This window comes from Streptomyces sp. NBC_01296, from assembly GCF_035984415.1.
GTDB lineage: Bacteria > Actinomycetota > Actinomycetes > Streptomycetales > Streptomycetaceae > Streptomyces.
On sequence record NZ_CP130720.1, the window covers coordinates 419,434 to 441,618 of the forward strand.

Below are 22,185 nucleotides of genomic sequence, written 5' to 3' on the forward strand. Positions count from 1 at the left end.
GATCGAGGCCGAGCGAAGCCATCAAGCACGCGCAGGGCCCGGGCTCACGGCATTCGGTGGGACCCCGGAACAGGAGAGGTCAGCTGCCCCGCCAGCGTGCACGCCGATCAGGCAACAGCCATCTGGGACCAGGCCTGGACTGACATGGACGGCTTGGTGCTCGACCTCATCTACTCACACCCGGTAAAGATCCGCCGGACAGGGCCTAACCGAGTGCCGGCGGGTGCTCGGCTGGACGGCGGCCCCAGGCCGAGATCAGCGGCGCGAGTGTCAGGTCGAGTTTGCCGGCGTGGATGGCGTCCAGGTGCGCGTCGATCTCGGCGTCGTCGGCCAGGCCGGCCGCGAGCAGTTCGCCGCGCACATGCCGGATGGTCGCCGCCTCCAGCCGGTCGCAGGCCAGCCCGCCGAATGGAAAAGCTCCCCCCGCGGCGACATCCACCAAGCCGGCCTCACGCAAGGCCCGCGGCAGTGTCCGGCCGTAGCGCAGGTCCGCGCCGCGGCGCGTCAGCAGCTCCCGGACCGCATCGCGCAGCCGGTTGGCCCGCCGCTGCGCAGGGCCGCTGTCGTCCAGGCATGCGAGCGGCTGCAGAGCGGTATCGGCGTCCTCGACCAGCAGCCAGCCGCCGGGCCGTAGCGCTGCCGCCATCGTGGCCAACGCCCGAGCCCGGTCGGGTACATGGACCAGCACGAGCCGGGCGTGCACCAGATCGAACGTCCCCGGCTCCGGGGGCGGATCAGCGGCGACGTCGTGCCGGCGCACCTCGTACCCGTCGTCTGTCTTCAGCCACGACGGGTCGATGTCCGTGGCCAGCACGTGCCCGGTCGGACCGACGGCCGCCGCGAGCGCCTCCGGGATACTGGGGCCACCGGCCCCCACTGCCCAGCAGCGCGAGCCGGCCCTGACCCCCAGTCGATCGAAGTGCCCGCGCGTCACACCGTCGAACAGCTCGGCCAGCCACACGAATCGCTCGCCCGCCTCGGCGCGCGCGTTGTCCAGCAGGTACCCGCGGGCGGGAGCGGACTCTCCGCCGAGCGCGGTGGTCCCGTCTTTCGGATCCGGTCGGCCACGGACGTGCGGCGGGCGGGGCGAGGAGGTCACCACTACAGGGTCCACCTCCCCAGGCGACCAGCGCCACGACGACGGGAGAGAGACATCTCACACAGTCGGCGAACCCCGCACGTCCTACAGCACGGTTCTGCACCGTGACGCATCGTCACGCACCGGAAGGGGTACATGCACTCGGCCCCCACAGCCAGCGCACCAGGCGCGGGGCAGCGCGCGGGTCGGATTGTCGGCCGCGGCCGGTTCGACCTCGTACCGGCCGCCTTCGCCGACAGGCGCAGTGCTTTCGAGCACCTTCGCCGCATCCGGCACTCGACCCATGGCCCGCGGATCCTGCGCTCAGGTGGAAAGGTGCGATGAGGCACCCGCATCACGGTTCAGCGAGGTCCGCCCTGAGGCTTCTCTACGAGTCGCTCCACCGGATCGGGTGACCGGATGGATCCGTGGTGAGCCAGGAACCGTCTCCAAGGGGCCCGATGTCGTAGGGATTCTCCCCGTGCGCGTCGAACGCAGCCTGGACCTGGCCGGAGCGCACGTCGACACGGTAGTGGCGGAACCACTCCTGCTCGTCCTCGGTTTCGCCGGTGAGGGTGACGATGGCGATGTCCGGGGTCAGGTAGCCGCCGCTCCATTCCACGTAGATCTGGTCCGGGTCATGCCCGAAGGTGTCGACGGAGAGGGTCAACGCCACCTCGCCGTCCGGGTAGGAGTGGATGGCCATGTCCGCTTGGTCGTGATCGACAGTCATGAAGTGACGTCCATCGGGCGACATGTCGATGAGGCACCTGTCGCTCCAGGGATAGCAGTAGAGATCCATCCGGCCATCGGCCAGCGACGCGCGGTAGATGACCGAGCCGTCCTGTCCCTCGCCCACGTCGAGGAGGACCTGGTCGCTCGCCTGGTGCAAGAGGTGCTGGCCGCCGTGCCCGACGGTTTCCAGATCCGCCCGCGCGACGTCCGCTCCGGTGCCGGCGTCCAGGACGACCCACTGGTCGGAGCGGTCGCGGCCGGCCATGGCATCGGGCCGGTAGACCCAGACCACGAGTCCGTCCAGCGACAGCACGCAGCAGGGCCGGTGTCCGAACTGCTGGTCTGACTGCGGCTTGAACTCCGACCGCCAGACCTCGGCCCCGTCCGCTGTCACGCACACGGCCGCGTTCAGGGTCGTGTAGTAGACGCGTTGAAGATCAGCTCGAACGGCGTGGTCGACGACGACGTCCTCGGCGGACGGCCGGCACACCATTGCGGGCGACAGCACACCCCGGACGTCGGCAGCCAGGTCATAGGCGCAGATGCTTCCGTCGACGAGCCGCGTGATGACCTGGAGGGGTCGAGTGGGTTGAGCCATGTTCAGGAGGTTAGACCCCAGCGGATCTGCAAAAAACCAAGGTTTCGTGTTGGCCGGGGAGCCAGCCGCCGCGGCCCCAGCGCTCGAGCGGCGAGCATCCGGGTTTTGCGTTCGGGGACTGACGGTTGAACGTTTCGCCAATCGGCTCGGTCGGGCGGTCAGGTGGTCAGCGCCGCAAGCTCCGCGTTGGCGCGCTCGGTGACCAGGGCCAGGACTCGGCCGGCGGCGGCCAGGTCCGCGGCGGGTATCCCGCCCCAGACGCGGGCGCTGACGGGGGCGGTCTCCGCGCCGATGGCGGCGATCAGCTCGCGCCCCCCGTCCGTGGGGCGAAGGTGCGCGCCGTCCGCTACGAGCAGCTGCTTGGCCAGCAGCTCGTCGAGAGTGGCGCGGATGTCGGCCGGATCGGCCTTGAGGGAGCCCTGGACCTGGGTGACCAGATCGTCCGGCGTCTGCGGGGCGTCGGCGATGAGGGCGGCGCGCAGGGCGACCTGCTGCTGGAACGAGATGCCGTGCCGGGCCAGGACGTGCTCCAGGACGCCGCGGGCCGCGTAGTGGGCCAGGGCGAGGGCGCGGGGGTCGGCGACGGGTTCGGTGGTGGATGCAGTGGTGGTCATGGTGTTGTCCCCTGAGTGCTCTCGTCGTTCGGCACGGATGGATGGAGAGGTGCGTCGAGCAGGGTCGTCAGCTCGTCGGTGAACGCGTGCGTCCGCGGGGCGTCCAGGCCGCCGAGCGGCTCCAGCAACTGCTCAAGCAGTTCCTGGACCACCGCGATGGCCTGCCGCGTGACGGCCTGGCCCTGGTCGGTGAGGGCGAGCCGTATGGCGCGCGGATCGCGGAGATCGCGGGTGCGCTCGACCAGACCGGCCGACTCCAGAGCGCGCGCCAGCTTCGAGATGTACAGCGCCTCCAGACCGGTGTGGTCGGCGAGTTGGCGCTGATTGGGCCGCTCACCGGCGCTCTGCATGCCGTACAGCGACGCGACCACTGAGTACTGCGCGTGAGTGAGACCCAGCGGGGCCATCGCGCGATCGACCGCGACGCGCCACTTGTTGGCGAGCCGCCATACCAGGAAGCCGGGCGTGGGGCCCGGTGACACCTTGCTCATATCAAATAGAGTACATGGATATTATATCCATGGCTACTATTTCAGCGGCTGGGCGACTGCAGCCGGTCGGCGTTCCACCCCCGGGCCGCCCAAGAGGGGCGCGCACCGGTCCGCAGTCCGGACATCATCCCGCTGCGGACCGCTCTTCGCCCCGAGGCAGTGCTGTCCGTGAGCGTGAACAACGGCGGCCATGGCCAGGCCTCGGCCGTGCCAGTCCTTGCGGCCCATGTACGGGATCTTGAGGCCACGGGCAGCCCATGGCAGGCTCGTGCCGCATGATCGATGAATTCGCGAAAGACAACCTGCACGGGAGACTGCGGCGGGACCGCAAGGCGCTGCTCTGGAAACTCGACGGCTTGTCCGAATACGACGCCCGACGACCTTTGACAGCGACCGGGACCAACCTCCTCGGCCTGGTCAAACACGTGGCCAGCGTCGAGGCCAGGTACTTCGGCGAGGTCTTCGACCGCCCTTCCCCGGAACCGCTGCCCCGGTGGCAGGACTCCAACGGCAGCGATCTGTGGGCGACCGAGGAGGAGACCCGCGATCAGATCATCGGGTTCTACCGGCGCACGTGGGAACACTCGGACGCGACGATCAACGAGCTTCCCCTCGACGCCCCCGGCCACGTGCCGTGGTGGCCGGAGCCTTATGCCGACACGAACCTGTTCGCCATCATGGTCCATGTCCTCGGCGAGTCCATCCGGCATGCCGGGCACGCCGATATCCTGCGCGAGGGCCTCGACGGCCGGACCGGGTTGCGCGCCGAACACGAGCAGCAGATCGACGATGAGGCCCGTGCAGCCTACTGCGCGAAGATCGAGCAGGCCGCCAGGTCGACCGCACCAATCAAGGCTTAGTTAGACATACCAGGCAGCCTGACATCACGAGCCGGATGATGTCCTCCTCGCGGATCTCGTGGCCCTCGGCCTGGAGCTGGGCGACGGCGGCGTCGATGTAACGGGTCGTCCAGAGCACGATGGCGTTGAGGACCAAGCCGACCGAGCCGAGCTGGTCCTCCATGCTGTCCCGGTACGCCTGGTGGATGGTGCCGCGCTTGCCGTGGCACACATCCCGGGCCGGCTTGTGGCGGGACTCCTGCATGGTGAGCTGCCGGTCCATCTGCCGGCGGTAGGTGTCGTCCAACGGGTCGACCACCCGCAACAGCGTGTCGGGACGAGCGCCGTTCTGGTGGAGGTACGGGACGACAAGCCGGTCCCGCGTGCGTTCCTCGAGGCCCTGCCTTCGGGTGTGGAGGCCTTGCGCTTGAACGTCGACCAGGTCAAGGCGACCGCCGAGCTCAACGGTCCGTGCGAGGCGCTGAACGGCTCGCTCTCCCCTGCGCGCGGGAGGCGACAGCCGTTGAGCTGCGCAGGGCGGATGTCCGCGTCAAGGAGCTGTACCGCTGGGACACGCCTAACCAGGGCCTGTTCGTCCGGCAGACCCCGGCCCCGAAGGGGTCCGTCGTCGTCCTGGTGGGCCGGGCGGACCAGCAGATCTCGGTGCCCGCGGTGAAGGAAGCGGCGAACCGGCACCTCGGCATCGCCGTGCCGGTCGAGACCATCGCCGGCTCCTGGTTGAACGCGGCGAACATGGACGACCGGACCATCTACGACGAGCCTCCTGTCACTGCCCCTCGGCCCTCGCGCGGGACCGAACCGCCGCAACACGAACTGACGAGGCCGTAGGTGTGCAGGCCGCCGCTCGTCGCCATGGCCAGCGGTCGGGCGAGTCTTCTGTGGCCGGAGAGCAACATGCTGAGTTGAGACATCGATCCCGTTGCGCCGAAGCGGCATTTCATGACTTGTTCCAGAGGCCATTAGGGTCGGATTCATGGAGTGGAGTTTTCAGACGGCTGAAGAGTTGGCGGCCGCGTTGCGTGCCGGTGAAGTGACCTCGGTGGAACTGACCGACGAGGCGATCGCCCGTATCGAGCGGGACGACAAGGTGATCAACGCGATCTGTGTGCCGGACTTCGACCGCGCGCGGGCCGCCGCGCGCGGCGCCGACCAGGCGCGTGCCCGCGGCGAGGACCGACCGCTGCTCGGCATTCCGGTGACGGTCAAGGAGTCCTACAACGTCGCCGGGCTGCCCACGACCTGGGGCATGCCCCAACACCGGGACTTCGTGCCGGCCGAGGACGCGGTGCAGGTGTCGCGGATCAAGGCCGCCGGCGCGGTGGTGCTCGGCAAGACCAATGTGCCCTTGGGGCTGCAAGACATCCAGAGTTTCAACGAGATCTACGGCACGACCAACAACCCGTGGGACCACGGCCGCACGTCGGGCGGATCCTCCGGCGGATCGGCGGCGGCCCTGGCGTGCGGATTCGGCGCGCTGTCCATCGGCTCCGACATCGGCGGTTCGTTGCGCACCCCCGCGCATTTCTGCGGTGTCTACGCGCACAAGCCGACACTCGGGTTGGCGGCCAACCGCGGTATGGACCTGCCGTCCGCACCGGCCTTGCCGGTCGACCTCGACCTCGCCGTCGTCGGTCCGATGGCGCGTACCGCCCGCGACCTCACGCTCCTGCTCGACGTCATGGCCGGACCGGATCCGTTGACGCTCGGCGTGGCGCACCACTTGAGGTTGCCGCCCGCGCGCCACGAACGGCTCCGCGACTACCGGGTCCTGATCCTCGACGAGCATCCGCTCATTCCGACCGGGTCGGCGGTGCGGGCGGGCGTGAACCGAGTCGCCGACGCGCTTGTCGACGGCGGCGCCCACGTCGAACGGCACAGTCCGCTGCTACCCGATCTGGCTGAGGCCGCGACGCTCTACAACCAGTTGCTGTTTTCGGGCTCCGTCGCACGTTTTCCCGTCGATGCGTACGATCAGCTGCGGACCCGCGCTGCCGGACTGAGCGCGGACGACCGGAGTCTCGACGCGGCGCGGCTGCGCGCCATGGTGTTCAGCCACCGCGACTGGCTCGAGGCGAACCATCGCCGCGAACTGCACCGCCACGGCTGGCGGCAACTGTTCGCCGAGTTCGATGTCGTGGTGTGCCCGATTACGCCCACTCCCGCGTTCCTGCACGACCACAGCCCCAATCCGCTGGAACGCCGGATCGGCATCGACGGCGTCGAGTACCCGTACCTCGACCAGCTCGTCTGGGCCGGCCTGGCCACCATGCCCGGCCTGCCCGCCACCGCCATACCGGCGGGCCGGGCCTCCGATGGCCTGCCGGTGGGAGCACAGCTCATCGGCCCGATGTTCGAGGACCGCACCCCGCTGCGGCTGGCGGAACTGCTCGAGCAGAAGATCGGCGGCTTCCGGGCACCGAAGTAGGGCCTACTGCCGGGCGTTCCTCGAAGCTGACCCCGGACCCGCGCGCTGTGCCGGTCGCCGCCGGCGCCGCCGCCTGGAGCTCCGGCACAAGCCGCCGCGCGAACCCCAAGGCCTCGGCCGGGTCGCAGAGCACGAGCCGGCTGGCGTGGCGGGCGTCGCGCAGCGCGCCGAGTCGCCGGCCGAGCGCGGCGCCGACGGTATCGGCGGCCGGTTGGGCGCCGCCCGTTCGGCTTTGCGGTGGGGCAGGTGACGCGTGTCGAGTGGCGTGCGCCTGTGCACTCCAATGTCATGGCTTCGACCAGTTCACCCCTACTGGAACAGGGAGTATCTCCATGACAGAGCAGGCAGCGGCCCGCCGACCCCGCCCTCGCGTGCAGCGGCTGATGGCAGCCGCGTTGACCCTGGGCGCCGTCGGTGCCCTCGCGGCCGCGGCGCCGCCTCAGCCAGGGGAGCAACAGACTCGGGAACATCACGGCTTCCGCGAGATCGACTTGGTATCCGACATCCCGGGCAGGGCCGAGGCGACCGATCCGAACCTGGGCAACCCTTGGGGCCTGGTGACCGACCGCGCCGGTGAGCTGTTGGTCGCGGACAACCACACCGACAAGGCCACGACGTACTCGGGTGGCCAGAAGGGGAAGCCGGTCAGGATTCTCGACCGGGTCGTGTCGTTCCCGACGGACGGAGCTCCGACCGGCGTCGTGCGCAACGACGGCGACGACTTCGAGTTCAGCGCCTTCGGGAGGACCGGCCCCGCCCGCTTCCTGTTCGCGGGGGAGCACGGCGACCTGTTCGCGTACAACCCGGACGTGTCCGGGACGGACGCGATCCCGGTCGCCCACGAGGACAGCGGCAGCGAGACCGCCATCTTCAAGGGGCTGGAGCTGATCAAAGACGACGACCGCGACGGGAAGGACGCGAAGCACGAGGATCGGCGTCACGAACGTGGCGAGCCGAGTGTGCTCGTCGCGAACTTCCGTGACGCGCGCGTCGACGTCTTCGACGAGGACTTCAACCTCGTGCCGCCCAACGGAGCATTCCGGGACTCCGGGCTTCCCGCCGGCTACGCGCCGTTCAACATCAAGGAAATCGACTCCAAGGTGTTCGTCACCTACGCCCTGCAGGACGCCGACAAGGAGGACGACGTCGCCGGCCCGGGCAACGGCTTCATCGACGTGTTCAGCAGGGAGGGCAAGCTGCTGAAGCGCTTCGCGAGCCAGGGCGTGCTCAACGCACCTTGGGGTCTTGAAGTAGCTCCCAAGGGATTCGGGAAGTTCGCCGGTGACCTGCTCGTCGGCAACTTCGGAGACGGCCGCATCAACGTCTTCGACCGTCACACCGGCAAACTCAAGGGGCACCTGGAAGATCGCGAGGGTAACCCGATCGAGATCCCCGGCCTGTGGGGGCTGCAGCGCGGCACTGACAAGTCCGGCGGCCGGGAATCCGTCTGGTTCGCCGCGGGAATCAACGATGAGGAGAACGGACTGCTCGGGGTCCTGCGCGCCGAGCACTGACCGGCCACGCCGCCACCCCGAGGCAAGTACCTTTCCCGGGGTGGCGCGCGGCGGTTACGGGGCCACCGACTCTTGTGCGAAGTGGCCGTAGAGGGGGACGGCGTGCAGCGGGTCGGTGTCTGTGGCGCCCACGGTGTCGTCGGGGCGGTTGTAGCGGGAGTCGGGTAGGGGGATTCGGCCTCATCCGCGTCGCGTGCGACGGCCCGGGCGACCCCGCCTGCGGCCCGAGCGGGTCATCGCGGACAAGGGCTACTCCTCCCGGACCTTCCGCGCCTACCTCCACAGGAGCGGCATCAACGCCACCATCCCGGAACGTGTCGACCAACTCGCAGGCCTGGCCAGGCGCCGGGAACGGCCCTGTGTATTCGACAAGGCCGCCTACCGGCGCCGCAACGTCGTCGAACGATGCTTCCACCGTCTCAAGCAATGGCGAGGCGTCGCCACCCGCTACGACAAACACCCCGCCCGCTACCAAGCAGCGATCACCCTCGCCAGCACCCTCATCTGGCCCGACAAATGATCGACAACTGCCGTTGCGGAACACCCTGGCCGGTGGGGCGAACCTTGCGGTTGCGATGGGGCAGATGCTGGCCGCGGTCACCGCTCCCAGCTCCCCGGCCCACACCAAGGGCCCCGGATGAACCAGCTCCGGTCATCGCCGACCTATACCGAGAACTCGACCACCACGGTAACGTTGCCCGTCACCACGGAGCGGTCTTCGGCTCGCGGTGCCACCACCACTGCGCGGAATCGGCATCCCTGCGCCTGCGCCGCAGCCAGGGGTCCAGTGCCCCGGTGACGTCCTGGATCGTGCACGCCTCGAAACGAGCGTCCAACGAATCCAGCAGGGACGACAGTTCCCGCCGCGGCCCCTCGGGCATGCCGGCGAGCGCGCGCTGCAGGCCATCCCGGATGTCAAGATCGTTCTTATAGTCGCTGAAGAAGTACTGGTCGCCCGGAGGCCGCATGCCCTCCAGGAATCCGATGAGACGTTCCCAGGCTTGGAATCGATTCTTCAGCGAGTGCGTCGGGGTGACGATGCGGCTTCGGATTTCTTCCCCCAGGCCCAGCCTCTCGGTTTCGAGCTGAGCTTGATCAAACCGCGAAACCTCCTCATGGGTCTCCCTGGACAGGCGACCCCAGTAGTTCTCTGATTCCGTGACTGCCTTACCCGTCATTGATTTCATCCCAGAAGTAGTCGTATCCCCGGCTCGGCGCTCGCATGTTGAAGTCGTGCGCTACGACGGGAAGGACGTCGAAGTACGGCTGAGGGTGTGGCGCAGCAACATGCGCAGCCGGCAGGGATCACTCCCGGAGGGGCAGCCAGGTTGGCCCCTGATGGACGGCTGTCACTCCTGGAGAGGCCTCAGGCAGCCGCGTAGACCGGCACTGATCTCTCACGTCCCCTGACAGTGGCACGATGCGCAGCACACCACGTCGGACCAGCACAGCGCGCCGACCAGGCCGAACCGGCCACTGACGCAGGCCTCACTGACACGAAACCAAGACGGAACCCGAGGACGCGTCGGCGGGAGAAGCAACCGTGCCGACGTCGCGGACTTCCCTGTGGCCCTGGCCGCCTCATGGCAGGCCTGCGTGCTGAACCAAGCCGTCGGGCAGCGGCTCTGGGCGGCGGCGGGAGCCCCTCAGTAGGCCGACCACGGGACCCGGCAGGTGTGGAGGGCTTCTCCCTCCGGGCACAGGGCGGCGATGACCGCCTTGCGCAGGGCCCTCCGCGTCCGCAGGGAGCACATCACGTGCAGCCGCAGCGTGACCGGTTGCCGGGCACCGCTGGCGCGGCCGGGATGCTCCGCGGCCCACTGCCGTGCCAGGAAGTCGTCCGTGCCGGCGACCGGTGACGTGGTCATGTCGATGATCCGGGCGCTGTGGGAGCCCACGACGTCCTCGACGAGGGCTCTGACCCAGGCCAGCCCCTCCTCGTCCGCGTACAGGCCGAACGCCAGGGCGCGCGTCCTCATGCCGCCGCCCCCACGAACCAGGAGTGAACGGGCGCGAGCGTGGATGACGGAGGCCATCCGTTGACGGTCGCCAGAAGCCGCCAGTAGCGCTCCACGAGCGGATCCGCACCCGTTCGCAAGCGTGCCAGGAGCCAGCGGCGCAAATCGCTCTCCCCGGCACTCTCAAATGCGTGGCCGTAGAGGCCGGCCGACAAACTGGCCGGGGACGCGTCCGCGACGGAGGCCGAAAGCAGACCGGCCGACACGGCCTCGTCGATCCGCTCGCGTATCGCCTGGTCGAGGGCCCCTTGCAGCGCGATGGCATCCTTCCCGGAGAGTTCTTCTACCTGCTCCCTGGCCGTCCGCCGGATCGCGGCACGGAAGTCTGCGCTCTGGCAGAGTCCGGCGAGCTCCACCCAGGCGTCGACCTGCTCAGGCGTGGGGTCTTCAGGTAGTTCGGGCAGTGCGGAGCGCATCAGGCTCACGAACTCAGGGTTGGTGTGGAGGCCCGCGAAAGCATCCTCGATGAAGTCGGCCAAGAGTCGGTGGCGTTCGGTCCGGGAAAGCGTGGCAAGTCGGTGCATCAGGTCCATCTCCAAAGGGGTGGGGCGGCCGCGTCCGGCGACCACCCGAAGGAGGGCGCGGCGCAGGCGCAGGCGCAGGCGCAGGCGCAGGCGCAGGCTGCGGATCTGCACGTCCGACGCGTCTGCGTGCGCTTGTGCGACCTCTGGCAAAGACGCCTCCCGGTCCAACACCCTGCGCACCCTGGCCAGGTCGAGGCCCAGTTCACGCAGCGTACGGGCGAGGTCGAGGCGGGCGAGCGCGTCGGGACCGTAGAGCCGGTAGCCCGCCGGGCTCCGGTCGGTCGGCGGAACGATGCCCCGGTCGGAGTAGAACCGGATCGTCTTCACCGTCAGTCCGGTCCGACGGGATAGCTCCCCGATGGAATAGAGCGTGTCGCTGTCCATGCCCCCAGCCTCCCGTCTCCCCCTACAGGAGACTCAACCGGGGCAGCCACAGCTGGCGTGGGTCTGGTTCATCCAAATCTGACCATCGGGGTGGAGCGGGTTGTCCTGGCCGAGTACGGGCGTCATGATCGCGGGATGGCGGAGGAGACGTTTGTCGAGAAGACCTGGCGGCAGATGGTGGAGGGGCATCCCACGGCGCGACGGGGGGAGCCCGCGGTCATAGAGGCCGCCTACGCCGAACCTCGGTTGCGGGCCCTGTTCCCGTTTCCGAGCCACGGGACCCTCACCTTCCACAGGAACACCCAGTTCCCGTGGAGCAACGACCTGCCGTTCATCGCGAGCGGCACGCAGTCGTACACGGTGTACGCGCCGCGGTACTCGGGCGTCTTGGGCGAGGTGCTGACACCGCGGGAGGCGGCCGCGTTGGTAGTGGCCCACCTGCCCCAAGACTGCGGGCCGGCCTTCGAGGGGCCGTGGCCCCCACCGGAGAGCGAGAGCTCCACCGACTGAACCAGCCGCAGAGCTGCAGCTGCGGTGCCCGTCAAACTTCGATGAAATCGGTCAACCTACGTTGCAACGGGCCAACCGGAAGGCCAACGGCTCACACCCGCGTCTGCAGCCGTTGACCTGCGGCACCATGTCCCGCTGTCCAGCTCAACTCACCCCGGTGACACCACTTGCACCGCACCAGACTGCCGACAGTCCGGCTTCCCGTCTCGCCCGCGTACGTCAAGACATTCCCTGCCGCGGTGCTCATCGGATGCGGCGGGGGTGCCGGGCTGCGGCCACGCTGTCGACGGCTGCAGCGATATCAACGTTGTTGCCGGGTCTGAACCCGCCAGCTGACCACAGCAGCCGTCATGATCAGCACAGGGACGAGCATGAGCGCCGTCGGGCTTCCTTTCGCATCGGCGAGATGAGCGAACACGGCTGCCCCTGCCGCACCGCCGGCCATGTCGAGGGTACTGAGCCAGGACATGGTTTCGGTGACCTGCCCAGCTGGGGCCAGATCGCCTCCCGAGGTGCGCACGACGGCAAAGAGCGACCCGATGACAAGGCCGGCGACCGGGCACACCATGAGGACCGCCATCGGGGAAAGCCGGGCGGCCACAGCCAGGGCAGCACATCCGAGGGCGAACAGGCCGAGCAGGACCGGAAGCGCGAGCCCACGCGGCAGCCGCTTCGTGGCCATACCCAGAATAAGACTTCCCACAACGCTGCCAACCGCAAGGCTGCCCAGATACAAGCCGGTCAGTTCGGCCGCGTGCACCTGCCGCGCGTAGACCGGCAGCACCACGTCCATGGCCGTCACCGCCATGACGAAGAGCGCATCGGCGGCCAGCAGGCGACGCAATGGCGACGACATCAATGGCCCCAGCCAGTGCCCAGCCGCAGCCGAAGGCACGAGGACAACAGAAGCGTTGACCACCACCAGTGCGACGGTGATGACCGTCATCGCCGTGATGGCCGCATACGGCAGGAGAGGCGAGAACGACAGGCTGAGCCAGCCGGCGAGCACCGGACCGACGATCAGCGCGGCACCCATCATGGAAGCGTCGAGCGCCATGGCCGTGTCCAGCGTGGTGCTGGTGGTGACGCTGTGCCAGACAGAACGCATCATGACCGCGACGGGTGGAGCACTCGCGCCGACGGCTGCGGCCAGTGAGCAGACCGCTGTGGCGCTGCCGCCGCTCCGCACCGTCGCGATCACGGCGATGGTGGCGGACAGATGAGCAGCAAGGCAGCAGAGCAGGACCGGGCGGACCGGATGGCGGTCGATGAGCCGTCCGCGCAACGGCGCGGTCAACCCCTGGCCGAGAGCGGAGCAGCTCACCGCCAGTCCCGCGGTCCCATACGAATAGGCGCTGCTGACCAGGAGCAGCATGCTCAGGCTGGTCATACTCGCGGCCAGCTTCGACGCCATGCCGATGACGGCCATCCGCCAGAAGCCGGGCACCTGCATCAATGTCCGGTAGTTGGCAAAGAACCGATACGGGGCCGGGTGGCCTGGTCTTGTGACGGCGGGCGTGGTGCGTGCTCGGCTCACCGCTGCGGTATCCGGGTACGGAGTGCCGCGGTGGACCAGGTGAGCGCGGGCGCCAGACTCCCGGGTGCCGGCCAGCCGTTGACAGTGGCCAGCAACGACAGGTACCGGTCCCGGCGCGGGTCGTTCATCTGCTCCAGCCGGTCGGCAAGGCGCCGGTAGACAGCAAGGGGATCGTGTGAGGCCGGGCAGCCGAGGATACGTGCATAGTGGGCCGCGAGTGCGGTCACGATCGGCTCCGCTTCGGCCGAGTCCGGCTCGACACCGGCCTCGAGAGCCTGTGTCACCTGGGCCCGGACGGCTTCGGCGAGGATGGGGGGCAGACCCGTGGCGTCGTCCGGGGCCCGGTCGGCCGCCAGGTCTTGGGCCATGCCGTGCAACGTGGCGCGGAAATCGTGGTCTTGGAACAGCTCGGCCAGCTCCACCCATGCCTCGATCTGCTCGGGTTCGGGGTCCTCGGGCAGCTCGGGTGTCAACGAGCGAGTGACCGCCGCGAACGCGGGATGATCATGCAGGCCGTCGAACACTGCACCGAGGAAGTCGTCGATCAGACACTGCCGCTCGGCTTCCGACAGACATGCCAGCTTGTGCATGAGCTCCATCTCCTGGGAAGTCGAGCCGCGCCGGGCCACCGCCGTCAGCACAGCGCGGCGCTGCCGCAGGACCCGGATCTGCACCTCCAGTGCTTCGGCATGCGTGGCCGCGACGTCCGTCAGCGAGACCTCCCGGTCCATGACCTTGCGGATCGTGGCCAGGTCGATTCCCAACTCGCGCAGCGTGCGTACGAGTTCGATGCGCGCGATGGCATCGGCACCATACCGGCGGTATCCGGCAGGGGTGCGGTCGGTCGGTGGCACGATCCCGGTGTCCGCGTAGAACCGGATGGCCTTCACCGTCAGACCCGTCCGTCGAGCCAGGTCACCGATCGAATAGAGCGTCTCGCCGTTCATGCCCCCACCCTCACATCTCCCCTTACCGGAGACTCAAGCCTCACGAACACCACGCCGCCCTACTCAGAGCAACCCGACCACAGCAACAAGCAGCGCAGGTCAGACAGCTGACGCTCCCGGGCGCTGCAGAGATTCAGCGATCTCCTCGACCTGGCTCTGGTACGTCGTGGGGCGCCGGAAGTCCTCGTCGTCAGGACTGAGCAAGCGGGACGGCCTCCCGCCCACCGAGGGTCCAAGCAGGCCAAGCCGATCTCGTTGAACCAGTGGATCACGTCGCGGACGATGTCCTCGTCGGCCTGGACCCGAACTGGTGCTGCCCCGGCGCACGATCTGCTGCAGCCGCTGGCCTTCCTGGCCGGTCAGTCTGCGCACACGGACAGGCTCGGCCACCGCGCCTCCGACGGTCGGATCGGACGTCACCGCACATCCAACCGCACCGACCACAAGCCCGGCGAACCAACCCGGTCAGAGCACTAGTTGTCGTCGGTTGTCCTCCCTAAGGGGGAGGGGACTACGCGTGGACGGGCGCTTCCGTCCCGGAAGCCCCGGCGGATACGCGGATCTTGGGGATGAATCTCGGCCACGCGTCCGGATTTCAGGTGGTACGTGCGGGGGACGGAAGATCGTTCTTGGGAGGGTCCCGGTCTGACCCGCTCGTCCAACACAGTCGATGCACAAGCGATTTCACCCGACGAACGGGACCACGCGCATGAAACATCTCGCACGGCTGCTCGCCACCTCCGGGCTCCTCGCCGCCGCCCTTCCCGGGCTGGCGGCGCCATCGGCCTCCGCCGCCCCGGCCCCGGCGTACCTGCGACAGACGCCGGCCTGGCACCGCTGCAGCCCCGATCGGCCGGCGGCGTACGAGTGCGCCACCCTCAAGGTGCCGCTCGACTACCAGCGTCCCGAAGGGCGCACCCTGAACCTCGCCATATCCCGGATGAAGAGCGAGAACCCCGCCAAGCGTCGTGGCGTCCTCCTCCTCAACCCCGGCGGCCCCGGGACCTCGGGTCTCTACCGGCCGATACGGACGAATGCCGAGATGCCCAAGGACGTCCGCGACCGCTACGACCTCGTCGGCTTCGACCCGCGCGGCGTCGGCGAGAGCAGCCCGATCGAGTGTGGTGATCTGAGCGAAGCGGAGGTGGGCGTCGGCGGGGCGTACCGGCCCGAGACCTTCGCCTCGGACGTGTCCTGGGCGCGCGGAATCGCCGACAAGTGCCGTGAGAAGTCGGGCGATGTGATTCCGTACATCACCACCCGCAACACGGCGCGCGACATGGATGTCATCCGCGCCGCACTCGGGGAGCGGACGGTCTCGTACCTGGGCTACTCGTACGGAACGTACCTCGGCGCGGTGTACTCCCAGATGTTCCCGGAGCGCACCGACCGGTTCGTCCTGGACAGCGGCGTGGACCCGGGGCGCGTCTGGCGCGGCATGATCCAGGCGTGGGGGACCGAAGCCGAGCCCGCCTTCGAGCGGTGGACGCGGTGGGCGGCGGAGCGCTCGGACACTTATGGGCTCGGCGCCACGCCCGAGGCGGTCTCGGCCACCTTCTGGGCGCTGGTGGCGCGGGCCGACCGGGACCCGATCATCCACTACGGGGAGAAGATGACGGGTGACGACATCAGGGCCGACCCGTCGCTCTTCTTCGATCCCCACGGTGCCTCGGCCGTCGTCAAGTCCATCAAGGCATCGGCCGACAAGGCGCCCCAGCCGCCGGGTGGCACCGCTCCGGGTGGCATGGCTCCGGGTGGCACCGATCCGGGCGCGAGCGGGAAGGGCGTCGACAGGAAGGGGCCCGGCGCGCAGTCACCGCTCGGCGGCGTCCGGGCCGCCGGCCCGGGCGTCGACGCGGGAGGGGCGTCGGAAGGTCCGGACGCCGTCCCCGCCAGCAACGCCACCGCCGTGTACTGGGCCGTGGTGTGCGGGGACACGGACAACTGGCCCCGCGATCCGGAGCAGTACGCGCGGGACGCGGCGCGGGACAAGGTGAAGCACCCGCTGTACGGGGACTTCGCGTCGAACATCAAACCGTGCGCCTTCTGGCAGCGGCCGCTGGAGCCCGCCACGCCCATGAAGACCCGGGCCGATGTCCTGACCGTGCAGAACGAGTGGGATCCGATGACCCCGCTCGGCACCGGCCAGGGGCTGCACCAGGCGCTCAAGGGGTCGCGGATGGTGCTGGCGCTGGGGGGTGAGGGGCATGGTGTGTATCTCTCCAACCCCACGGCCTGCGCCAACATACCCGTCAACGCATACCTGTCGACGGGACGGCTGCCCGCGAAGGACGTGACCTGCCACAACCCGCCGCCCACCCCGGATCCGGAGGGTGCCGCAGCCCGCTGACGACAGGGCCCGGCCGCCCGGCCCCTGCTGCAATCGGCTGAACCCGGTCAAGCGGTCAGCCGCGAACCCTGTCCACAAGATGCCCTCGACACCCTGGTCCTGGAGTACCTCGTACCAGACCGGGGCTGTCTCGCGATCGTCGGTCGCCGACACTGGGTCGATCACGGGCTGGCGGGTCCACTTCACCCATCGTGAAGCGCCGTGGCCTCGGACGGCCACGGCGCTGATGCAGGAGTTCGCCGAGCTGTTCGCCCGCCTGGACGAGCGGCTCGACGAGCAAGGGGTGCCCGAGGGACAGCCGTTCCTGATCGATCCCGAGGGCCGGTTCGTTGTCGCGTTGAACCGGTACTTCTCCGTGTGGATGGCGCATTCGCCATGGAACACGCAGGCCGCGCACGCCCGCGACCTGCGTACCTTCTTCATTTTCCTGTGGTCCGCACGGGGCGGGTGCGGGTGGCGGGGTGGCGCGCTTGGTGCCGACGGAGGCGTCCAGGGTCGGGCCGAGGCGGGAGATGAAGTGGCTGCCGCCCGCCTCCTACCGGCTGTGGCAGAACGTGGGCCTGTGCGGGTTCGACGCCGACGGGATGCCACGGGGGCGGTTCGCGGGCGGTGGGCGGCGCGGAACGCGGCGTTCGCCGACGCCATGGTCCGTACGGGGCTGCGGCTGTCGGAGCAGTCCGCCCTGACGGTGTTCGAGCTTCCGGGAGTCCCGCCGCCGGGCTCCGGGATCGTGAATGCCCGCATGATGCTGCCTGACGAGATCTTCAAGGGCTGCTCGGGGCGCGCGGTGTACATGCTGGTGCCGGTGCCGGTGCTGCGAGACGTGTGGGGGTACATGGAGTGGGACCGGCGGGAGACGCTCGACTACGGGCGGGCCCGCGGCTTCTACGTCCCGGGTCCGCGCTCGCTGCTCGTCGAGGATCCGGCGCGGCCGGTCGTCCGGGTCGGCGGGCGGTGGGTGGCGGTGGCCCGGCTCGGAGCGGCGGAGCGGCGGCGGCTTCTGGTGGCGGGGCCGGACGGGTGGGAGCCGGCGATGCTGTGGCTGAACCAGTGGGGGCTGCCGATGTCGGTCAGTGGTCAGGGTGGTGGGTGGGCGACGTCGTGGGCGGCTTGGACGAAGGCGGCGACGGCTGCGGATCGCGAGGTCTCCGGCCAGGCGACCATGACCGCGCTGGGGCTGAGGTCGGTGACCGGCCGGTATGCGATGTCCGGGCGCTGGTGCCGCTCGGTGGTGGAGAGTGACAGGAACGCCACCGCCTGGCCCAGCGCGACCACCTCCAGGAGTTGTTCGACGCTGGAAACGAGCGGCCCCTCAGGAGTGTCGGCCGGCGCCAAGCATGTGTGGCCATCGCCTGCTTCTGCGCCGTCGTATCCGGTGTAGTAGGCGGTGGTGGAGGGGGCGGCCCCCTTCCAGCGCGGGATCGGTTCGCCCTGGAGGTCGGTCAGCCGCAGTCGCCGGCGTCCGGCCAGGCGGTGCGCGGCGGGGAGGACGGCCAGTCGCGGCTCGACCACGAGTGTCTGGGAATCGAGCCCTTGACCGTCGAACGGGCTGCGCAGCAGTGCTACGTCGGCACGGCCGTCCCGCAGCATGGCGATCGGCTCTCCGCTGCCGCCGACGACAACTTCAGGCGGCGGCAGATGCGAACCCGTTTCCCGGTAGGCGGCGAGGATCTCCCGCAGCAGCCCGGCATCGCCTCCCGGTTTGACCGCCACGACGAGCTGGGGTGTCGGCTGACCGGCCCGGCGTGCTCGCCGGGCCGCCGCGTGCACCGCGTCGACCGCGATCCGGGCCTGGTCGAGCAGCACCTGACCGGCGTTGGTCAGCCTCACCTGCCGGGTGGTGCGCTCCAGCAGGCATACCCCGAGCCGGGATTCCATCTGAGCGATCGTCTTCGACAGCGGGGGCTGCGCCATCCCCAGGCGTTGCGCGGCCCGGCTGAAGTTCAGTTCCTCGGCGACCGCGATGAAGTACCTCAGCTCCCGCACCTCTAGCTCACTCATATCTGTGGACTATAGATCCAGAGTCTTCTGGTCTTTCCCTGCCGCCCGTGGGTGAGGGGAAGCTGGGTGCCATGACGACTTCACAGAAGACTGCTCTGATCACCGGTGCGAACAAGGGCATCGGCAAGGAAACGGCCCGCAGGCTCGCAGCCCTCGGCATCACGGTGCTGATCGGCGCCCGCAACGCCGAGCGTGGCGAGGCGGCGGCCGAGGAGCTTCGCGCGGGCGGCGCCGACGTACGGTTCGTTCCGCTGGACGTCACCGACGAGACCTCGGTCCAGGCCGCCGCCCAGCACATCGACGCCACGTTCGGCCGCCTCGACATCCTCGTCAACAACGCCGCGATCGCCGCCGGACCGCAAAAGCCGAGTGAAGCCCCGGCCGCCACCGTCCGGCAGGTCTACGAGACCAACGTGTTCGGCGTCATCGCGGTGACCCACGCCATGCTCCCCCTGCTCCGCCGCTCCGCCGCCGCACGCATCGTCAACATGTCCAGCGAACTCGGCTCACTCACCCACCTGGCCGACCCGGGCAGCCCGTGGTCCGCCTACTACTCGATCCTCCTCCCTTACTGCACCTCGAAGAGCGCGCTGAACGCGATCACCGTGCTCTACGCCAATGAACTGCGCGCCGAAGGGATCCTGGTCAACGCGGTGAGTCCCGGCTACTGCGCGACCGACCTCAACCGCCACACCGGGATGCGCACGGCGGAGGAGGGCGCGGCCGTGGCGGTTGACCTGGCGACGGCGGGCGAGGACGGCCCGACGGGCGCCTTTTTGGCCGAGGACGGGCCGATTCCCTGGTGAGACCATGCCGCGCCGTCTCCGCCCGACGCCTGCCGGGGTGTTTTCAACCCCCGCCGTGACGATCACTCGCCTCTTGCGCGGCGCCCATCCCCACGGGCCTAGGGCGTGTGTGATGTTGTGATCAGTCGGTGATCTTCAGGAGGTCGTCGATCCAGATCATTGCGGCGCGGAGGCGGAGGCCGGCGAGGTAGCTCCCGGGCGTCTTGTCGTAGCGGGTGGCGATCCCTCGCCAGGCCTTCAGCTTATTGATCAGGCGCTCGACGGTGTTCCGTTCCTTGTAGAGCTCGGCGTCGTGGCTGACGGGCCGGCCGCCTCTCGCGCCCTTCCTCTTCCGGCTGGCGGCCTGGTCCTTCTTCTCCGGGATCACCGCTTTGATGTTGCGTTTGCGCAGGTAGGCGCGGTTGCCGCGGGACGAGTAGGCTTTGTCCGCGGCGACCGCGCCGGGCCTGGTGCGAGGACGGCCGACGGGCAGACGGACCCTCACCTTCCCCAGCACGGGGATGAATTGCGGACTGTCCGCGGCCTGCCCTGCGGTCAGGACGAATGCGAGCGGGCGGCATTTGCGATCCGCGGCGAGATGGACCTTGCTGGTCAGTCCGCCACGGGACCTGCCGAGCAGTGCTTCCTTCAGGCGGAGCTTGCGTCTGCGTCGGACGCGTCGGCGCTCGGCCTGTCCGTTCTGTTCCTCCGGTCCACCCCCTTTTGCCGGGCCTCCTCCTGCTCGCGCGCAGCCCCTTCCAGGGCCTCCATGAGGTCCTCGCCGACGCGCATCCCGGCGGAGTCGTGGTGGGCGCGGGCAGTGGTGGAGTCCACGCTGACCAGCGACAAGTCCGTTCTCCCCGCGCGGGCCGCCTCAGCGATCAGGCCCTCCAGCAGAGCGGCGAAGACACCGGCGTCCCGCCAGACCCGGAAGCGCCCGTAGACGGTGGCCCAGGGACCGAACTCGGAGGGCATCTCCCGCCACTGGGCACTGGAACGGAACCTCCAGATCACCCCTTCGAACTGCTCCCGCAGCCGCTCGGGGTACGGGCCGAACCTGCCGATCGGCAGGTAGGGCTCGATGAACTTCCACTGGGCATCGGTAAGTTGCCTGCGAGTCACGGTCAATGTCGTACCGGATTTCGCCCCCCGAAGGGAGCAAAACCCATCGACTGATCACGACATCACACAGGCCCAAGACGGACCCTAGTAGTGCAACGGTCTTTGCCCTGACGGTTGGGCAGTTTCGGGTGGAGTGTGCCCGCGTCGTTTGTAGTGGCTGAGTCGGGCCTGGAACTGTCGGCGGCGTCGCCAGTGGGACCAGTGCAGGACCTGGTCAACGGGGGTGGTCTGGCGGTGTGCGAGTCGGGCGATCAGGCGTCTGAGCTCGGGAAGGCTGAGGAGAACGAGGCCGGAGGATCCGTTTCTGCTTTGTCGGCGTCCAGTTCGCGGGCCCGCAGGATGGTGAGGCAGGCCTGGGCGGCCATGGCCAGGGTTTAGGTGTCGGTGCCAGCCGGGGTAGCGGCGGACCTGGTAGTCGTCCAGGCCGCACTCCTGCTTCGCGGTCTGGAAGCATTCTTCGACGGCCCAGCGGGCACCGGCGACGTGGATCACCTGGTCAAGGGTGGTGTCCGCGGGGCAGTAGGCGATGTAGTAGGAGATTTCCTGGGGCCGGCTGACGCTGCGGCGGGCGATCGCCCAGTGCCGACGGTCGTCTCGGTGCCAGGGTCGGACCTCCACTCTGGCCCAGTCGAAGACGCGGGGCCCCTGGATCATGTCGGGTACCAGGACTTCCACCTCGCCCTCGGCCGCGCCTACGACGCCCTTGTACACCTGCACCGGGTCCGGGCGGCCGACAAACTCTGAACCGCTCAGACGCCGTTTCCGACGCCGCGATCGGGTGCGCTCATGTCCCCGGTCGCCGGGTGTGCAGTCGGCCAGCCCGTAGCCCAGGCATACGGTGCCCTTCGGGGCGGCTGCCGGGGGTGCGAGCTGCGTGGACCCGGCCCACGACCGTGCCGCCGGCCGCCGGTGAGAACGGACGGGGCAGCGAGCGTCGGGCCGGGCGGGCGACGGGTGAGCTGCCGAACGACCTCGAGGAATCGATGGCCCGCCCCGGGGCTACCGGTGGTCGGGAACGTACTTGTAGCCGACGCGGCGCACGGTGGAGATGCAGTCCCGGTGGGCGGGTCCGAGCTTGCGGCGCAGCCGGGCCACGTGGACATCGACCGTACGGCCGTCGCCGATGTGCCCGTAGCCCCAGATGCCCGAGATGAGGGCATCACGCGTGTGAACCGTGTACGGGTGGGCCACGAGATGGGCCAGGAGGTCGAACTCCAGGTAGGTGAGGTCCAGTTCGTGCCCGTCGACCTCGACCAGCCGACGCGCCCGGTCGACCCGGATCGCGTCATCGAGCCGGCCGGGGTCGGGCTGCGGGGTCGGCTCCGACCCGGGAGCCTGGGGCAGTCCGAGCCCGAGGGGATGGATTTCCGGGCGGATGCCGTGCGCCTGCATCAGCGCGACCGGGTCGACATTCGCCGGCAGGAAGACGAGGTACCCGACGCGGCCGCCCTCGGTCCCGCCGGCGGGGACGGCGAGCGGGCGGTCGCCGACCAGCTGGAGACGGGGGGCCGGGGAACGGCGAACGGCGGGTGCGGGAATTGCGGTGGTCATGTTGAGCCCCTTCGGCTGCGCGGAGTGAGGTACGGATGCCGGGTGTTCGGGCACGACAGGGCAGGGCGGCGTCTCCGTGACGGAATCGACCGGGAGGGTCGGCATGGTGCATGCCGGACCGACCCGCACGGCCCAGAGGGC

18 protein-coding genes and 5 pseudogenes are annotated in these 22,185 nt (G+C 69.2%); 8 read left to right on the top strand and 15 right to left on the bottom strand.

What is annotated here, in order from left to right; all coding sequences use genetic code 11:
• Positions 1 to 205 precede the first annotated feature (205 nt).
• The 4 genes from OG299_RS02070 to OG299_RS02085 all read right to left on the bottom strand — a co-directional run bounded on the left by OG299_RS02070 (position 206) and on the right by OG299_RS02085 (position 3,516).
• On the bottom strand, positions 206 to 1,000 hold the full coding sequence (locus OG299_RS02070) for a methyltransferase domain-containing protein (RefSeq protein WP_327364436.1): 795 nt from the start codon (positions 998 to 1,000) through the stop codon (positions 206 to 208).
• 466 nt (positions 1,001 to 1,466) lie between these two features.
• Complete coding sequence (locus OG299_RS02075) at positions 1,467 to 2,411, bottom strand: hypothetical protein (RefSeq protein WP_327360201.1); 945 nt, start codon at positions 2,409 to 2,411, stop codon at positions 1,467 to 1,469.
• A gap of 158 nt (positions 2,412 to 2,569) precedes the next feature.
• Positions 2,570 to 3,025 (bottom strand): winged helix DNA-binding protein, encoded by a 456-nt coding sequence (locus OG299_RS02080; protein ID WP_327360202.1) that lies wholly within the window; start codon positions 3,023 to 3,025, stop codon positions 2,570 to 2,572.
• A complete protein-coding gene (locus tag OG299_RS02085; RefSeq protein WP_327360203.1) occupies positions 3,022 to 3,516 on the bottom strand; it encodes a MarR family winged helix-turn-helix transcriptional regulator in 495 nt (164 codons plus the stop codon). The genes OG299_RS02080 and OG299_RS02085 overlap by 4 nt, the downstream gene beginning before the upstream one ends.
• 275 nt (positions 3,517 to 3,791) lie before the next feature.
• On the opposite strand from OG299_RS02085, the gene OG299_RS02090 reads away from it, so the two are divergent.
• On the top strand, positions 3,792 to 4,376 hold the full coding sequence (locus tag OG299_RS02090) for a DinB family protein (protein ID WP_327360204.1): 585 nt from the start codon (positions 3,792 to 3,794) through the stop codon (positions 4,374 to 4,376).
• A gap of 28 nt (positions 4,377 to 4,404) precedes the next feature.
• On the opposite strand, the pseudogene OG299_RS02095 reads toward OG299_RS02090, so the two are convergent.
• A pseudogene (locus OG299_RS02095) lies at positions 4,405 to 4,698 on the bottom strand (Tn3 family transposase); the annotation flags it as partial.
• Between the two features lie 128 nt (positions 4,699 to 4,826).
• Here OG299_RS02095 and OG299_RS02100 point away from each other — a divergent pair.
• The 4 genes and pseudogenes from OG299_RS02100 to OG299_RS02115 form a co-directional block, all read left to right on the top strand.
• Positions 4,827 to 5,204: a hypothetical protein gene (locus OG299_RS02100; protein WP_327360206.1), complete on the top strand. Its 378-nt coding sequence runs from the start codon at positions 4,827 to 4,829 to the stop codon at positions 5,202 to 5,204.
• 145 nt (positions 5,205 to 5,349) lie between these two features.
• Positions 5,350 to 6,801: an amidase gene (locus tag OG299_RS02105; protein WP_327360207.1), complete on the top strand. Its 1,452-nt coding sequence runs from the start codon at positions 5,350 to 5,352 to the stop codon at positions 6,799 to 6,801.
• Between the two features lie 47 nt (positions 6,802 to 6,848).
• A complete protein-coding gene (locus OG299_RS02110) occupies positions 6,849 to 8,315 on the top strand; it encodes a TIGR03118 family protein (protein WP_327360208.1) in 1,467 nt (488 codons plus the stop codon).
• A gap of 190 nt (positions 8,316 to 8,505) precedes the next feature.
• A pseudogene (locus OG299_RS02115) lies at positions 8,506 to 8,835 on the top strand (transposase); the annotation flags it as partial.
• Positions 8,836 to 9,016: 181 nt separating this feature from the next.
• On the opposite strand, the gene OG299_RS02120 reads toward OG299_RS02115, so the two are convergent.
• The 3 genes from OG299_RS02120 to OG299_RS02130 form a co-directional block, all read right to left on the bottom strand.
• On the bottom strand, positions 9,017 to 9,493 hold the full coding sequence (locus OG299_RS02120) for a hypothetical protein (RefSeq protein WP_327360209.1): 477 nt from the start codon (positions 9,491 to 9,493) through the stop codon (positions 9,017 to 9,019).
• A gap of 468 nt (positions 9,494 to 9,961) precedes the next feature.
• On the bottom strand, positions 9,962 to 10,294 hold the full coding sequence (locus OG299_RS02125; protein ID WP_327360210.1) for a hypothetical protein: 333 nt from the start codon (positions 10,292 to 10,294) through the stop codon (positions 9,962 to 9,964).
• Positions 10,291 to 11,241, bottom strand: a complete 951-nt coding sequence (locus OG299_RS02130; RefSeq protein ID WP_327360211.1) for a MerR family transcriptional regulator — start codon at positions 11,239 to 11,241, stop codon at positions 10,291 to 10,293. Before OG299_RS02130 ends, OG299_RS02125 begins: the two co-directional genes overlap by 4 nt.
• Positions 11,242 to 11,376: 135 nt before the next feature.
• Between OG299_RS02130 and OG299_RS02135 the strand changes: the two genes are divergently transcribed.
• Entirely contained in the window at positions 11,377 to 11,751 is a 375-nt protein-coding gene (locus tag OG299_RS02135) for a DUF6193 family natural product biosynthesis protein (RefSeq protein ID WP_266637843.1), read from the top strand.
• 301 nt (positions 11,752 to 12,052) lie between these two features.
• Here the strand turns inward: OG299_RS02135 and OG299_RS02140 are convergent, their stop codons facing one another.
• The 3 genes and pseudogenes from OG299_RS02140 to OG299_RS02150 all read right to left on the bottom strand — a co-directional run.
• The gene (locus OG299_RS02140; protein WP_327360212.1) at positions 12,053 to 13,288 is read right to left on the bottom strand and encodes an MFS transporter; all 1,236 of its coding nucleotides are present in this window, start codon (positions 13,286 to 13,288) and stop codon (positions 12,053 to 12,055) included.
• The gene (locus OG299_RS02145) at positions 13,285 to 14,235 is read right to left on the bottom strand and encodes a MerR family transcriptional regulator (RefSeq protein ID WP_266637839.1); all 951 of its coding nucleotides are present in this window, start codon (positions 14,233 to 14,235) and stop codon (positions 13,285 to 13,287) included. The genes OG299_RS02140 and OG299_RS02145 overlap by 4 nt, the downstream gene beginning before the upstream one ends.
• A 177-nt stretch (positions 14,236 to 14,412) precedes the next feature.
• Positions 14,413 to 14,625: pseudogene (locus tag OG299_RS02150) on the bottom strand (IS630 family transposase); the annotation flags it as partial.
• 319 nt (positions 14,626 to 14,944) lie between these two features.
• Here OG299_RS02150 and OG299_RS02155 point away from each other — a divergent pair.
• Positions 14,945 to 16,585 carry an alpha/beta hydrolase gene (locus OG299_RS02155; protein ID WP_327360213.1) on the top strand — a complete coding sequence of 547 codons (1,641 nt, stop codon included), beginning with the start codon at positions 14,945 to 14,947 and terminating at the stop codon, positions 16,583 to 16,585.
• A 1,077-nt stretch (positions 16,586 to 17,662) separates the two neighbouring features.
• On the opposite strand, the gene OG299_RS02160 is transcribed toward OG299_RS02155, so the two are convergent.
• Positions 17,663 to 18,586: a LysR family transcriptional regulator gene (locus tag OG299_RS02160; RefSeq protein ID WP_327360214.1), complete on the bottom strand. Its 924-nt coding sequence runs from the start codon at positions 18,584 to 18,586 to the stop codon at positions 17,663 to 17,665.
• 71 nt (positions 18,587 to 18,657) lie between these two features.
• Between OG299_RS02160 and OG299_RS02165 the strand changes: the two genes are divergently transcribed.
• A complete protein-coding gene (locus OG299_RS02165; protein ID WP_266637824.1) occupies positions 18,658 to 19,392 on the top strand; it encodes an SDR family oxidoreductase in 735 nt (244 codons plus the stop codon).
• A gap of 121 nt (positions 19,393 to 19,513) precedes the next feature.
• Here OG299_RS02165 and OG299_RS02170 read toward each other — a convergent pair.
• From OG299_RS02170 to OG299_RS02180, 3 genes and pseudogenes are all read right to left on the bottom strand, one after another.
• Positions 19,514 to 20,493 (bottom strand): annotated as a pseudogene (locus OG299_RS02170) (IS5 family transposase).
• 251 nt (positions 20,494 to 20,744) lie between these two features.
• Positions 20,745 to 21,138: pseudogene (locus OG299_RS02175) on the bottom strand (IS701 family transposase); the annotation flags it as partial.
• 354 nt (positions 21,139 to 21,492) lie between these two features.
• On the bottom strand, positions 21,493 to 22,044 hold the full coding sequence (locus OG299_RS02180) for a winged helix-turn-helix domain-containing protein (RefSeq protein WP_327360215.1): 552 nt from the start codon (positions 22,042 to 22,044) through the stop codon (positions 21,493 to 21,495).
• Positions 22,045 to 22,185: the final 141 nt, after the last annotated feature.